At 36.5% G+C, this 14,015-nt stretch carries 12 protein-coding genes, 1 pseudogene and 1 riboswitch; of the genes and pseudogenes, 8 read left to right on the top strand and 5 right to left on the bottom strand.

Annotated elements, in window-relative coordinates:
- Nucleotides 1-138 precede the first annotated feature (138 nt).
- A riboswitch (M-box (ykoK) riboswitch) is annotated at nt 139-306 on the top strand.
- Between the two features lie 281 nt (nt 307-587).
- Together IGJ18_RS05155 and IGJ18_RS05160 are read left to right on the top strand one after the other, a co-directional pair.
- Nucleotides 588-1,727, top strand: coding sequence for an FtsW/RodA/SpoVE family cell cycle protein (locus IGJ18_RS05155; RefSeq protein ID WP_010719601.1), 1,140 nt, complete (start codon nt 588-590; stop codon nt 1,725-1,727).
- Nucleotides 1,728-1,772: 45 nt separating this feature from the next.
- On the top strand, nt 1,773-2,549 hold the full coding sequence (locus tag IGJ18_RS05160; RefSeq protein WP_438842975.1) for a phosphatase PAP2 family protein: 777 nt from the start codon (nt 1,773-1,775) through the stop codon (nt 2,547-2,549).
- 248 nt (nt 2,550-2,797) lie between these two features.
- On the opposite strand, the gene IGJ18_RS05165 is transcribed toward IGJ18_RS05160, so the two are convergent.
- The 3 genes from IGJ18_RS05165 to IGJ18_RS05175 form a co-directional block, all read right to left on the bottom strand.
- Nucleotides 2,798-3,514: a hypothetical protein gene (locus tag IGJ18_RS05165; RefSeq protein WP_438842976.1), complete on the bottom strand. Its 717-nt coding sequence runs from the start codon at nt 3,512-3,514 to the stop codon at nt 2,798-2,800.
- A gap of 231 nt (nt 3,515-3,745) precedes the next feature.
- Nucleotides 3,746-4,000: a hypothetical protein gene (locus IGJ18_RS05170; protein WP_096710473.1), complete on the bottom strand. Its 255-nt coding sequence runs from the start codon at nt 3,998-4,000 to the stop codon at nt 3,746-3,748.
- Nucleotides 4,001-4,020: 20 nt separating this feature from the next.
- Nucleotides 4,021-4,872 carry an aldo/keto reductase gene (locus IGJ18_RS05175; protein WP_034700247.1) on the bottom strand — a complete coding sequence of 284 codons (852 nt, stop codon included), beginning with the start codon at nt 4,870-4,872 and terminating at the stop codon, nt 4,021-4,023.
- 171 nt (nt 4,873-5,043) lie between these two features.
- Here IGJ18_RS05175 and IGJ18_RS05180 point away from each other — a divergent pair, with 171 nt between their 5' ends.
- The 4 genes from IGJ18_RS05180 (at nt 5,044) to tuf (ending at nt 8,670) form a co-directional block, all read left to right on the top strand.
- Complete coding sequence (locus IGJ18_RS05180) at nt 5,044-6,048, top strand: nucleoid-associated protein (protein WP_010719596.1); 1,005 nt, start codon at nt 5,044-5,046, stop codon at nt 6,046-6,048.
- Nucleotides 6,049-6,389: 341 nt separating this feature from the next.
- On the top strand, nt 6,390-6,770 hold the full coding sequence (locus tag IGJ18_RS05185) for a VOC family protein (RefSeq protein ID WP_010737337.1): 381 nt from the start codon (nt 6,390-6,392) through the stop codon (nt 6,768-6,770).
- A gap of 44 nt (nt 6,771-6,814) precedes the next feature.
- The gene (locus IGJ18_RS05190; RefSeq protein ID WP_438842977.1) at nt 6,815-7,219 is read left to right on the top strand and encodes a GNAT family N-acetyltransferase; all 405 of its coding nucleotides are present in this window, start codon (nt 6,815-6,817) and stop codon (nt 7,217-7,219) included.
- A gap of 263 nt (nt 7,220-7,482) precedes the next feature.
- Nucleotides 7,483-8,670, top strand: a complete 1,188-nt coding sequence (gene tuf, locus IGJ18_RS05195) for an elongation factor Tu (RefSeq protein ID WP_010719593.1) — start codon at nt 7,483-7,485, stop codon at nt 8,668-8,670.
- A 105-nt stretch (nt 8,671-8,775) separates the two neighbouring features.
- Here the strand turns inward: tuf and mprF are convergent, their stop codons facing one another.
- Both mprF and IGJ18_RS05205 read right to left on the bottom strand, forming a co-directional pair.
- Nucleotides 8,776-11,361, bottom strand: a complete 2,586-nt coding sequence (mprF, locus tag IGJ18_RS05200; protein WP_010737339.1) for a bifunctional lysylphosphatidylglycerol flippase/synthetase MprF — start codon at nt 11,359-11,361, stop codon at nt 8,776-8,778.
- 21 nt (nt 11,362-11,382) lie between these two features.
- Nucleotides 11,383-12,099, bottom strand: a complete 717-nt coding sequence (locus tag IGJ18_RS05205) for an alpha/beta fold hydrolase (protein ID WP_010719591.1) — start codon at nt 12,097-12,099, stop codon at nt 11,383-11,385.
- A 211-nt stretch (nt 12,100-12,310) separates the two neighbouring features.
- Here IGJ18_RS05205 and IGJ18_RS05210 point away from each other — a divergent pair, with 211 nt between their 5' ends.
- Together IGJ18_RS05210 and IGJ18_RS05215 are read left to right on the top strand one after the other, a co-directional pair.
- Nucleotides 12,311-12,943, top strand: coding sequence for a lysozyme family protein (locus tag IGJ18_RS05210; RefSeq protein WP_053766455.1), 633 nt, complete (start codon nt 12,311-12,313; stop codon nt 12,941-12,943).
- 144 nt (nt 12,944-13,087) lie between these two features.
- A pseudogene (locus tag IGJ18_RS05215) lies at nt 13,088-13,881 on the top strand (DUF368 domain-containing protein).
- Nucleotides 13,882-14,015: the final 134 nt, after the last annotated feature.

The following is a 14,015-nucleotide window of genomic DNA, read 5'->3' on the forward strand; positions in this document are numbered from 1 at the left end:
TTATTCCTAGTCAAAAGCTCTCTTTTTTTGCTAATTGCCGGTAAAATTAAGGAAAAGGTTAAATATGACTAAATTTTTGCGAACTTTCTACGGGATGCTATTGTGAAATTGTTCGTTAAAGGATATACTTTTTTCAAATTTAATACTTGTTAGGCGAGGCTCCTAAACAAACATAGGCTATTGCGCAGAAACGTCGAAAGACGCCAATGTGTAAAACAGGAATTGTCGAATTAAGGCTCTTCATAAGATAGCTAAGAGAAATCTTTACGTTGTTTAGTGTCAAAACTCACACGATGAGATAGTTGTTGATGTACGCAACTTTAACAAATAAGCCGAAACTTCTAAAAATCTTTGCTGATTTTTGTGAATTTTCGGCTTATTTTTTGGAGTTGGATATTTACACCACTTACTTGAAAATAAATCACAGCACATTTTGATCACGCTACTTTTATTTTTCCTCATGTGAAAGTGACTCCTTTTGCCTAATAGAAAGGATGGCAAAATGGATACTAGTTGATAACGGATGTTTTGATAAGAAGATTAGAGAAATTCTGGTTACGAAAACTTTCGTTTAAGAGGTGTTGTGTGTGAAATCAAAATCATTTGAGTTTAATTATGCGTTATTTTTGCCGATTTTTCTCTTTTATTTATTAAGTATCGGTGTGCAATATGGAGCAGCAGTCTACGACCAAGTGCCTTATAAAACTATTGTTTTAAAACAAGTGATATTTTGCATTGCTTCATTAGGACTTTTGTTACTGACACAAAAAATCAAGACAGCGTTATTGTTACGATTGTCTCCTTATTTTTATGCCATTTCATTAGCAATTATGAGTTTGCTCTACAAATTTTATGATCCGGTGATGTACCAATTAACCGATACGAAACGTTGGCTGAGGATTGGTAGTTTTACTTTTCAACCTTCTGAATTGGTTAAATTGACTTTTGCATTAGTTCTCGTTTATTTCACCTTGCTTTATGAAAAGAAAGTCAGTGAACGTACCGTGAAAACGGATCTGATCTATGTCTTTCAAGTTCTGTTGATCAGTTTACCAACTTTCTTGTTGATGTATATGCAAAAAGATTTTGGGACAAGTTTGGTATTTATTATTTGTTTGGGGGCTCTGTTCATGATTGCAGGGGTCCATTGGAAGATCTTGGCCGTATGTGCTAGTTTTTTATTTATTATTGGGGTCATATTGATTTGTCTAGTTTTTACGAAATACGGTAATGAGATCCTTTATAGTCTGAACTTTAAGACGTATCAATTAGACCGGGTGAGAGCTTGGATCGATCCTTTTGCTTATAGTCAATCGATCGGATACCAACAATCACAAAGCTTATTATCTGTTAGTGCAGGTGGATTTAGTGGACGACCAGCTGAAATACCACCAATCTATGTACCAGTACGTGAATCAGATATGGTATTTACTGTAATTGCCGAAACGTTTGGTTTTTTAGGTAGCGTGACCGTCGTTTTTCTATATTTCTATCTTTTCTACCAAGTTATTTACACTGCGATACAGACAAACAATAAAGGAAATCTATATCTAGCGGTAGTACTCGTATTTGGACTATTATTTCAAATCGTAGAAAATATCGGCGCTTCGATTGGTTTACTGCCTTTAACAGGAATTCCTTTGCCTTTTCTAAGTCAAGGAGGAACCTCCTTGTTGATCATGGGAGGCGGATTAGGTATGATTTTAGGTTTTAAAAAAGTAGAATAAGTCATTTGTTTAGTCAGATGAAGTTAGAAAGTAAGTGAAAGTTTTATGAGTGATTATCAACAAAAAGCACTGAAATTATCAATCGTTCCATTATGTCTTTTGATTGGTTTGATTTTATGCGTAAAAATCAATCCTCCATGGTTCGAAACACTAGATTTAGCGGTTTATACAAAGATCGATTTACCTAATTTTCCACAACTAACAGCGATTGTTCGTTTGTTTGCTAAGTTAGCAACGATTGGTCCGACCTTATGTTTCGCCTTTCTTTTTGCTTTTTATATTTGGAAAAAGAATTACCATTTGTTAGCGATTTGGAATATCTGTAATATCTTTGCGGTTAGTTTTTTTGGGTATATTCTAAAAAAGCTCATTGCACGAATCAGACCTGCCGTTTCACAATTGGAAATACGTACGAGTTACTCGTTTCCTAGTGGACATTCTTTATTATCCTTTGCGCTTTTCCTAACAATTATCTTATCGTTAAGTATTATTTGGAGTCGTCAGGATACCAGAAGAGTTGCTTGGTATCTTATCAGCTATCCATTGCTGATTGCAGCAACTCGATTATATCTAAGAGTCCATTATCCAAGTGATATTTTAGCTGGATTCTCGTTAAGTGCAGTAGTAGTTTTATTGTCTTATGTTATTTGTTTCTCATTTATCTCCACAGATTCAATATTGAAAACAAGGCAACTAGAGAAGAAAAAAACGCTTTTTTCTAAAAAGCAAAAAGTAGTTTTAGGTCTTTTAGTCCTTTTACTAGCAGTAATTATTACTGGTGTCGCTTATGAACTGAATGTCTTTTATCATGCGCATGGGTAAGCTGGAAAAACATAACCAATAAACTAAGGGAAAGAGACCGCTTGGTTTTTTGGTTCTATCTTTTTTAAGATTGGTGAAGATTATTGACAACTTTTGGTGATTCAAAGTAATAGAAAAAATATTTACTATAAAAAAATGAGCAGAGGGCAATTGCCTTTCTGCTCATTTAACATTTTATGATTTCTCATTACCGGCATCATTTGACAAAAAGCCGTTTTTGGATGCAGTGGATAGATTTGTGAAACTGGTTATCTTTCTGAAATAGCTGTTGCAGCAAACTGTTCGATCAATGGGATCAATGTCAGTTTCACTTTGTATTTGCGTTCTAACGCTTTTTCAATTGTAAATTGGTTTTCTGCTGTCATTGAAATTTCAGCTAATTTACGTGGTTCATCTGAGGTTTTCTCATAGATGACTGCTGCATCAGCTTCTTTTTCTACATAAAATTTTGGATATTCCGCTACTGCGCTTGAAAAATCAGCGAAATTCAAAGCGGCAGTTTCAGTTGAGCGTTGTTTTTCAGTTGTTTCCGCTTTTGATACTTCAGCTGTTTTAGGTGATTCCACAGGTTTTGAGTCAGTAACTTTTGTTTCAGCAACAGGTGTAGAAACCTCTTGAGCAGTTGGTTCATCATTTTTAAGACGTTGATCATTCCAATAAGAAACGATTTCAATCAATAAGTTGTCACGGAAGCGTTCAAAAATGTCTTTTTCTCCTGAACGGATTCGTTTTAAGACAGTTGTGAAATTATCATCAATCGGTACATTGATGCGAGTATCTTCATTTGTTTTTCCTGCAAGTCCAATCGTTAAGATGTGGCGGTCTTTCGGATCAAGCATGACTTGTAAAGGTAAGCCGTAACGACGTAGACTTTCATCCTCTAAAGAATGAAATAATTGACTTCTGATTCCATCTAAAGAAGGACGGAATTGATTGAGTAATTTTTGTTTTTGTTTTTTCTTCATATGTTCTCTCCTTCGCTCATACCCTTTCGATTATAAGAAAAAAAAGATGAAATGAAAAGGATTATACGAAAAAAACTTAGATATGTATGTATTTATACGCATTTTTTTAGGAAAATATTTGTTTTTATCAGAAATGTTTCCTCTTTTTAGGTGTATATCAAAAGATAAGCCGATACGACACCGGCAAGAAAAACTCAGTGTGTATCGGCTTATCACGATCATTGAAGTCAGCTACGTTGTTTTGGAACAAGGAATCAAAGCAAAGACAGACAGTTCAGGTGAATAGATCACTTCATGTCCTTGCCAAGTCGTAACCATTAGCGAATGATCGAAACGATGGGTTAGCTCTTGGATTTTTTGATCATGGGACCAGTTACGTGCTGGAAAGTGTTGGATCTTATCTGGTCCGATTAAAAAGATAAAATCAGAATGAAAGGTACGAGTGATTTCTTCTGAGAGCCTTTCTAAACGTTCAATCGGAGTCATTGTTATCAAACATCCTTAAATTAAAATTGGGTAGTATCTGGATCTTTTGCTTTACCAACTACGCCATCTAATTGATCGATTTGTTGCATTTCTTCTTCTGACAGTTCAAAGTCAAAAAGTTCAGCATTTTCTTTGATCCGACTAGGAGTTACGGATTTTGGCAGAGGCAAGAAACCATGTTGTAAGGACCAGCGTAAAGCAACCTGAGCAATACTCTTTTGATGGGCTTTGGCAATTTCCTGCATCTCTGGTACATCGAAAATTTTCCCTGTGCCAAGTGGGCTGTAAGCTTCCAGGATCATTTCGTGTTTTTTGGCATAGTCAACGACTGCTGGTTGCAATTCACCAGGAGCTAAGAAAATTTGGTTGACCATTGGCATGATCTTGGCTGTTTTTTGTAACGCATCTAGATGATGGGGCAAGAAGTTGCTGACGCCAATGGCTTTGATTTTTCCAGCTTCATACAGCTCTTCAAAAGCTCGCCAAGTTTGGGCGTTTGCTTCTTCCCAATTGTCACGGAAAGCCACAGGATTAGGCCAGTGGATCAAGAAAAGATCAATATAATCTGTTTGTAATTTTTGTAGTGATTCTTCAAACGAAGACATCACTAAGTCATAACTGTGATTGGCATTCCAAAGTTTTGTTGTTAGAAAAATCTCTTCTCTGGGAATCCCACTTTCTTTGATCGCTTGACCGACGCTTTCCTCATTTTTGTAACCTTGTGCTGTATCAATGTGGCGATAACCAGCAGCTAGCGCTTCTTTGACTGAAGAAACTGCGACATCGCCATCCGGTGTTTGCCAAGTACCAAAACCAACAATCGGAATTTCATAACCATTTGATAAACGATACGTATTTGTTAATGAATCCATATTCTCAACTCCTTAATTTTTAGTTCACTTTTAAGTGTAGCGCATTTTCTCAAAAAAGGAATCCATTTTGTTTAGGAGACAATTATTTTTTTCAAAAAAAGGAAAATAATGATTTTCGTTCTGGTATTTTGTATTGATTTTCCGTAAACTAAACCAGAAGGGAATGAGAACATGGATATTTATTTAAAAAAAGCAATTATGCATATTATTGATCGTGAAACGGGATCACCCGTATTTTCTCAACAAGAATTGGATCTGACTAAAGAGTTTATTCGAGATTTTTTACAAAAGAAAATCCAAAAAATTTCTTCTGCACAAACGAAAACAGGACAGCTGTCACCTGAAAGTATGATGGCGAAACAAGTCCAGGACTGTCAAGAAAACTTTGTAGCAGCAAGTGAAGGGATCGTTCAACGCTGGTTCGAGATCTATCAAGAAAGCGAAGAAGCACCAAGCGCTGATGTCTTTGTTGTTTTGTATGAAGTAGATACGGTGATGTATGTGGCTTTGTTAAAAGTCAATTACCGAGAATCCTATACACATTTTGTAGAGGCAGACGAAACAGGAATCGCCAATCAATTGATTTTGAATCGAGCGATATTGGGGGCAAAATCCCAAAAGGCAGATGAAGCGTTTGCGGTGGCGTTAACTGATTTAACCTATGAACTGATTGAAAAAAAATATGAGTTTTCTGGAAAAAAAGAACTCTATTTTTCGGGGAGAGTCATCGAAAGTGTTCCTGCGCCTTCATTAGAAGAGAATGTTAAAGTGATCCAAAAAGTAGCTAAAAGTTTAGGGAAAAAATTTGAAACTGAAGAATTTGATCTAGTGGCTGATTTAAAAGAGGCTGTTTATGATACGATCGAGGAAAAGGGCAGACTAGACCATGAAATGATTGCGGAAAAAGTCTTCAAAGAAAATATCACAGCGAAATTAGCTTTTCAAGAAGAAGTCCAAGAACAGGGATTTGTTGCTGAAGCTTTGCCAGTCAGAGAAGTCCAAGAAATTTCTGAGAAAAAATTTGGTAAACAAAAATTCAAGTTATCCAATGGAATCGAATTGATCGTCCCTGTAGACGTCTACCGAAATCCAGATTTGATCGAATTTGTTAATAACCCAGATGGAACAATCTCAGTGATGATCAAAAATGTAGACGAAGTATTAAATCGTTTATAATTATTAAAAGAATGCTTATTCAGAGAATACAATAAAATGTAGCAGACAAGAAAAGAGCCAAGAGAAACTATAGTGAACGTTAAAAGTTGGATTAAAAAGTTAACTTTTTTCGGTCAGTATAAAGTTTTCCTTGGTTTTTTTGCAGGTGTAAACTATATAAGTAGTGCATATCTTTAGATGTTTCAGAATGACAGCTTTCTTTTTACCAGATAACACCATTTCTTTTGTGAACTGATCACTAAGAGCAAAAGCCAAAATAATCACATCATTCTTTATCAAATAAAGAGAAAATGGTATAAAGGATAGGAAGAGATAACGAAAATATAAAGGAGTGTTACAAAATGAAAGTTGAACATATTGCTATTTGGGTTAATGATTTGGAAAAAATGAGAGCGTTTTATGAGAACTATTTTGCTGCAGAAAGTTCAGAGAAATACACGAATCCTAAAACCCGGTTTCAATCTTACTTCCTGAATTTCACCTCAGGAAGTCGGATTGAATTGATTACAAAGCCTTTTTTATCAGATCGTGCAGTCGATACTTTTGGTTATGCTCATTTAGCAATTTCAGTGGGAACAAAAACAGAGGTGGATTCATTTGCTGAAACATTTGTAAAAGATGGCTATCCATTGATTAGTGGTCCAAGAACTACGGGCGACGGTTATTATGAAGCGGTTATCCAAGATCCTGAAGGAAATCTGATTGAGTTAACGACAGATTGAGACAGATTACATCATACAAAAATATAGCAAAGGATAGAAAGCACATGGAATTCAGCGAAGAGAAAAAAATTGACCTTGATGCATTGTTCGCGCTCTATACAGCTGTAGGATGGTCAGCCTATACGAAGGACATCCAACAATTAGCTCTGGGAATCCAACAATCTCTCAAAGTGATAACGGTATGGGACAAACAACAATTGATCGGATTGATCCGTAGTGTCGGGGATGGCGAAACGATTCTTTACATTCAAGATTTGCTTGTTCATCCAGCTTATCAAAACATGGGGATTGGGACACAATTAATCGAAAAAATGGTACAAGCTTATCCAAAAGTCAGACAAAAAGTTTTATTGACAGAAAATGAACAACGAACCCGTCGATTTTATGAAAAATGCCAATTTAAATCGGTAGCGACACAAGAAATGATTTGTTTTTATCGCGAATATTGATAGTTACGAAAGAGCCCATTGCAGTGAAAACAAGGAGATAGTCACAACAATTACGCATGGTTGGCTGATGAAAAATTAGTCATTAATCAGCATAAGTGTTCTTGGTTGACTTTGACCAAGTTTGACGTATAATACAAATTGTTCGATACTTACAAAAAGTAAGGCGGACAGATTCTTTTTGGATTTTTCCAAAGAAGTCTATAATGGACAACAGATAAGAGCAAAACTTTAAAGCTCTAAATTAATTAGGAGGTTTGTTAATTATGGCAAAAGAACATTATGATAGAAGTAAACCACACGTAAATATTGGAACCATTGGACACGTCGACCATGGGAAAACTACTTTAACTGCTGCGATCACTACAGTACTAGGTAAAAAAGGCTTAGCAAATCCTCAAGACTATGCTAGTATCGACGCAGCACCAGAAGAACGTGAACGTGGAATCACGATCAATACTGCTCATGTGGAATACGAAACAGACAAACGCCACTATGCACATATCGATGCACCAGGGCATGCGGATTACGTGAAAAACATGATCACTGGGGCAGCTCAAATGGACGGAGCAATCTTGGTTGTTTCTGCTACGGATGGCCCAATGCCTCAAACTCGTGAACACATTTTACTTTCTCGCCAAGTAGGCGTGAAATATTTGATTGTTTTCTTGAACAAAACAGATTTAGTCGATGATGAAGAATTAATTGACCTAGTAGAAATGGAAGTTCGTGAACTATTAAGCGAATATGGATTTCCAGGTGATGATACACCTGTTATCAAAGGATCAGCATTAAAAGCATTACAAGGTGATCCTGATGCAGAAGCAGCTATCATGGAATTGATGGACACAGTCGATGAATACATCCCAACACCAGAACGTGATACGGACAAACCATTATTGTTACCCGTCGAAGATGTATTTTCAATTACTGGACGTGGAACAGTAGCATCTGGTCGGATTGACCGTGGGGCTGTTCGAGTCGGTGACGAAATTGAAATCGTAGGGATCAAACCAGAAACGCAAAAAGCCGTAGTAACAGGAGTTGAAATGTTCCGCAAAACGCTTGATTACGGTGAAGCAGGGGATAACGTAGGTGTGTTATTACGTGGGATTCAAAGAGAAGACATCGAACGTGGCCAAGTGATTGCCAAACCTGGTTCAATTACACCTCATACTAAATTCAAAGCAGAAGTGTATGTTTTGACCAAAGAAGAAGGCGGACGTCATACACCATTCTTCAATAATTATCGACCACAATTTTATTTCCGCACAACTGACGTAACAGGAACAATTGTTTTGCCAGAAGGAACGGAAATGGTCATGCCTGGCGACAACGTAACGATCGATGTAGAATTGATTCATCCTGTTGCTATTGAAAACGGGACGACTTTCTCCATTCGTGAAGGTGGTCGTACAGTAGGTTCAGGTATCGTAACAGAAATCGAAGCCTAAGAACAAAGGATAGATAAATAAAAAAGACGCACGATTCAACAAGTCAGATGACTTTTAGAATCATGCGTCTTTTTTTCTTCCATCATTAGATATAAGTTATCATATTCAGCGTTTTTGTAACCATTTCTTTAAACCTACTAATCGCTTTTTATGGTCAACTGGTGCATTATCAATGATCAATAATGCGATCATGACATAGGCAATCCAACTGTCACGTGAATAGGAAGTATAGCGGGAGGTCCAATGAGTCGCATATTTATCTTTATACTCACGCAAGCCATGGAAAGAGTAAAAATGCGAACCAAATTCATAAACTAAGTAAGCAATTCGTTCTTGAATAAAACTTTTTCTTGAGGTTCCAACGTTGGATAATGGCGCCATCCCCAAGTTGAAAAACTCAATCTGTTCCTCTTTCATATACTCAAATAAATGAAGGAAAAGATAATCCATACTTCCGGCTGGTGCTTTCTCAGGATCATAACGCATCAAATCAATCGTGCCGATTTTGTTATCTGTGTAGGTTGGCATGATCGAAGCAAATGCTACTAAGTCTTGTTGTGGGTCTTTTAAAACAGCGATCGGTGCCCGCTGTAGATAATCTTCTGAGAAGAACCCCAGTGAAAAACCTTTTTCTTTTCGGCTTCCTAACCATTGATCAGAAATTTGTTTGAGTTCAGTCATCTGTGTCGCAGAAAAAGGTGGCTGAATAATCTCAAAAGTAAAACCTTCTCGGTCAATCCGATTCAAGATCGCACGTGACCCTTTCATTTTCTTTCCAGAAGTAGTGAAATTGGCTAATTCAACATGTGCTTCTTCGCCCATTTTGATGAAATCATAGCCAAATTCATGTAAAATCATCACGATTTCTTCACTCGTTTCATAAAAGACGGGGAGGTAACACAAACGATCAGTTTCTTCAATAAACGCTTCGATAGCAGCAGGAAAATCTTCTTTTTTACCCGAAGGATCGCCCATCACGATACATTTATTATTGTAACAAGCAAACTGTAATAAAACCGTTCCAACTTGGTCTTTTTCGTAAATAAACATGCGCTTGTCTTTTAAGAAAATCAATTGACTGTCAGAATTTCCGCCAAAGGTATGGAGGATATTTAACGCTTTTTCTTCATCCAACGGTTCGCCGACTTGCTGTTTCTTTCCTTGTAGGAAGTGGACGAAAAGAATGATGATAAAGCTTACTGCAATAATAGCAAATAATCCAGATAACCAAATCTTTTCTGACGGGAACAAAAAGAACGAAATAAAATGATGCTTACGATGAGGAAATGTTGGCAGATTATAAACGCCAATAATGATGTAAAGCAACGCTAAGGCACCAATAATCACACCATCAATCGTCAACCATTCCCATGAATAAATGATTTGTTCTCTAAATAATTCATTTTTCGAAGCAATTACGATCAACAACAGTAACAATAGGAAAATAGCTGCAGTAAAGCTAAAGTCAATAATCGTCACATAAGATGCTGCTAAAAAGATCAGTGCAATAGTTGGCCAATAGGCTCTTTTGACTCTTGCAGCAATCCCACGCCCCATGATGACAAAGAGAAATCCTAACAACATACTTGGGAATTGAATAATAAAATGCAACCTTAACGGATTGATACTATGCAGCCAACGAAACTCGGTAAAAGCTTGTGGGATCGTTGCTGAAAGAACCATCATGATACCAGAAAAATATAAAAGGACGACGACGGCTTTATGAGCAATCTCTGTTGCCAGTTGCTTAGGAATACCAGAATAACGTTGATCAAAGGTTGAGCCAATATTCTTAAAGAAAAAGACGATCCCGATCAAAAAAGGAATAATGTAATAAAAAATTCGGTACAGTAAGATCCAAACGACTACAGTTGCCTTTGGCACACCTATGGCAGAAAGACCGATAATCATCATGATATCAAAACTACCGATTTCACCAGGAATCATCGAGACGATTCCGATAACTGAAGCTGCGATAAAGAGCGGTATCGTTTGCCACAAATCGACTTTGATATCCATAAGTGCCCCAACTGCTAGAAAGGTGAACAAGACACCAGACCACTCTAAGATCGAGACAAGCAGCAATTGTCCTTGTGTTTTTAATGAAAGTCCTCCGAGGTAGCCCTCTTTTTTTAAGGTAGTGACTACAAAAACAAGTGGGAAGTATAACCCACCACCGATCAACCAAATCCAATACTGCTTAATAAAAGGCGCAACCGGTGCAAAAAAGACCATAAAAAAAGAAATCAAACTATAAATAGACAGTCCAGCCATTAGAAATAAAAAGATCTTCGACAAAGCTTGCATCAACTGCTTACTGTCTTTTTTATGACCGTATAATTCGGAGCGTAATCCGATGCTGACAAAGCCGCCAAAACCGGCAACATTGTTGATGGTATTGATCAACCAACTTGTTTCAAATAAATAACTCTTTTTTAATTTTTGTCCCAACAAGCGGTTAAGGATGATGTCATACCCAATCATCGGTGCAACAGATAGTAATCCAACAATGAGCATCAACCCCGTCTTCCAAAGTGGGATCGTTGCAAATGTTTCGGCTAATTGAGCGATCGATAGTGTTTTGCCAATATTGATCAATTCACTAACGATAATGACAACCACAGAAATTAAAAAGATTGTTTTAAAGAGACCTAAATGGTTTTTGAACCATTGTAAGGCTTGTTTTAACAAAAAAATCACCTACTATTCTTATTATTCAGACAAAAAATCTAATACTTCTTGATTGAAACGTTGAGGATCTTTTCTAGCTAACTGATGTCCTTGTTCGTTCACTAAAACAAAAGAAGCATTTGGGATCGTTTTTGCTAGGTAAAGGGAGTGTTGCAGTTTGATCACATCTTTTTTTCCAACAATAATCAATGTTTTACATTTAATTTTCTCTAAATCTGCTGTTGAAAGACCGATATCTTTTAACAACAATTTGATCACCAACAAATTTTTTCTAAGCGATGGGCAAACTAAAGAAAGCAACCACATACCAATATAATGACAGTAGCTAAGCAGTCTCGCTGAGAATAAAACCCCTTTAACTAAAGTATTTCCTGAATTTAATATTAATCGATGTACTTTCTCTGGATAATAACTTGAAAAGACCAATCCAAGATTAGCTCCATCACTAAAACCTAGTATATTTGCTTTTGTAATTCCTTCAAGTAGCATGATGGTATAAAGATCTTCTGCCATCAAACGAAAAGACAAGGTATTTGCTTGATTCGTTGAACGTCCGTGACCTCGACTATCGATGAGATAAACGGTATAAAACTGACTAAAGACAGGAACTTGTTCTGAGAAGAAACGACCACTGCCATCATTACCATGGAGTAAAAACAGAGGCATGCCATTTCCGCTTTTCTCATAATAGATCTCTGTTCCATCAGTCATTTTTGCATATTTCTTTTCTTTTTTCACATAATCACCTACTGGTTAAAGTATAACGACAATTCTCCTATAAGAGCAATTGTTTTCCTAAAAAAACAACGATCATTTTCGTAAGATAGTAAAAAATTCCGAAAATTTCAGTTTTTATTAAGGAAAGGAACAAATGATTAGTAAGAAATAGCCAAGAACGATAATAAATAGTAAGATAAAAAAAGATGTCAAAATAACTAGGTGAATGTTTATGAAAAAAAAGAAAAAATCAATCTTTCGAAGAATCGTCTCTTTTTTAGTGATTGTCTTGGTCATAGGAGTATTGATCATCTTAGGAAAAACCTATCAATCGATTAAAAGAGTAGAAAAGTACGAACCAGAAATAACAACAGCAATCAAAAAGTACCATATGGAAGAGTACGAGTCTTTGGTCAAGGGGATCATTTTAACAGAATCAAAAGGCAAGGGGATTGATTTGATGCAAAGTTCGGAAAGCGCCTATGGTAAAGCCAATGTGATCGATAATCAAAAAGAAAGTATCGATCAAGGAGTCAGCTACTTAGCAGAAATGATCAATGAGGCAAAAAAACAAGGATGTGATCTTGATACAGCTATACAAGCCTATAACTTCGGTAAGGATTATATTGTCTACGTAAAAAACCGAGGTGGGGAAAATACTATGGAGATAGCAGAAGAATATTCCAAAAATGTCTTGAGTCCACTTTTAGGTAATGAGAAAAAAACCAAGTATCGCTATTGGCGAGTCCCCTCATTGCTTTACAATGGCGGTTATCTTTATCATAATGGAGGGAACATGTTTTACACAAAAGTTGTCAAGATGAATGAAGACCTCATTGAGTTATATGACAAAGTTTTTAACTAATTGAGTGTAATGCTGAGATTTTTTGCTAGATCTTTATCTTATCAGAAAGAAGGAGTGCTCAAAAAAGTGGAAAAAGAACAAATCATAACAGAAAAGGTAGCGAAAGATTCAGGGAAAGACTGGCTATTGCGCTTTGTAAAGGGAATGTTTATCGGTTCGGGTTTTATTTTACCGGGGGTAAGCGGAGGCGCTTTAGCAGCTGTTTTTGGGATGTACGAACGATTGATCTCTTTTTTAGCTCATCTAACCAGAAATTTTAAAGAAAACGTGCTTTTCTTTTTGCCTGTCGGATTAGGAGGCATCAGCGGAGTCTTTTTGCTTTCCTTTTTGGTGAGTTTCTTATTAGGGACATATGAAACGACGATTTTATGGTTTTTTGTTGGGTGTATTGTAGGTACTGTTCCAGCGTTGTGGAAAGAAGCTGGAAAGAAGCTGGAAAGAAAGGGCGGCAATCAGGTGATATCATCCTGATGATCGTCACATTGATCGTGGCTTATTTCTTTTTACTTTACGGATCACAACTATTTGATGGTCAAGTTGAACAAAACACAGTAACTTGGATCATCGCTGGCGGTCTAATCGGCTTAGGGATGATTGTTCCTGGACTGAGTCCCTCGAATTTTTTAGTCTATATGGGGTTATACAAGGCGATGGCTGATGGTTTCAAAGAAGCTCGCTTAGACGTGATCTTACCGATCGGTTTAGGTGCGGTAGTCTGCGTGTTGACGTTATCAAAGTTATTTGATTTTATCTTTTCTAAGGCATATAGTAAATTGTTCCATTTTATTTTAGGAGTTGTTTTTGCTTCGACGGTAATGATTGTTCCTACAGATTACACAAATTTAAGTTTACTAGGAATCATCTTTTGTCCCATTTTATTTTTTGCTGGGATCGCATTAGGTTGGTGGATGAGTCGTTTAGAAGAACAATATAAATAAAGGTTGAATGGCACATGATTTTTGCTGGGATTTCTCAGCGGCATAGAATCATGTGTTCTTATTTTGTATAAATTTGTAAAAAATAAGTTGTTTTTAATAATAGAACAAGCTAGACTTAAATATATTGATTATTT

The organism is Enterococcus sp. AZ078 (assembly GCF_051714985.1).
GTDB lineage: Bacteria > Bacillota > Bacilli > Lactobacillales > Enterococcaceae > Enterococcus_B > Enterococcus_B hirae.

What these genes read in the sequence shown, in the direction of transcription:
- IGJ18_RS05160 (WP_438842975.1), top strand. Translation starts at nt 1,773, where the DNA reads ATGAGTGATTATCAACAAAAAGCACTGAAATTATCAATCGTTCCATTA.
- IGJ18_RS05165 (WP_438842976.1), bottom strand. Translation starts at nt 3,514, where the DNA reads ATGAAGAAAAAACAAAAACAAAAATTACTCAATCAATTCCGTCCTTCT.
- IGJ18_RS05170 (WP_096710473.1), bottom strand. Translation starts at nt 4,000, where the DNA reads ATGACTCCGATTGAACGTTTAGAAAGGCTCTCAGAAGAAATCACTCGT.
- IGJ18_RS05175 (WP_034700247.1), bottom strand. Translation starts at nt 4,872, where the DNA reads ATGGATTCATTAACAAATACGTATCGTTTATCAAATGGTTATGAAATT.
- IGJ18_RS05180 (WP_010719596.1), top strand. Translation starts at nt 5,044, where the DNA reads ATGGATATTTATTTAAAAAAAGCAATTATGCATATTATTGATCGTGAA.
- IGJ18_RS05185 (WP_010737337.1), top strand. Translation starts at nt 6,390, where the DNA reads ATGAAAGTTGAACATATTGCTATTTGGGTTAATGATTTGGAAAAAATG.
- IGJ18_RS05190 (WP_438842977.1), top strand. Translation starts at nt 6,815, where the DNA reads ATGGAATTCAGCGAAGAGAAAAAAATTGACCTTGATGCATTGTTCGCG.
- tuf (WP_010719593.1), top strand. Translation starts at nt 7,483, where the DNA reads ATGGCAAAAGAACATTATGATAGAAGTAAACCACACGTAAATATTGGA.
- IGJ18_RS05210 (WP_053766455.1), top strand. Translation starts at nt 12,311, where the DNA reads ATGAAAAAAAAGAAAAAATCAATCTTTCGAAGAATCGTCTCTTTTTTA.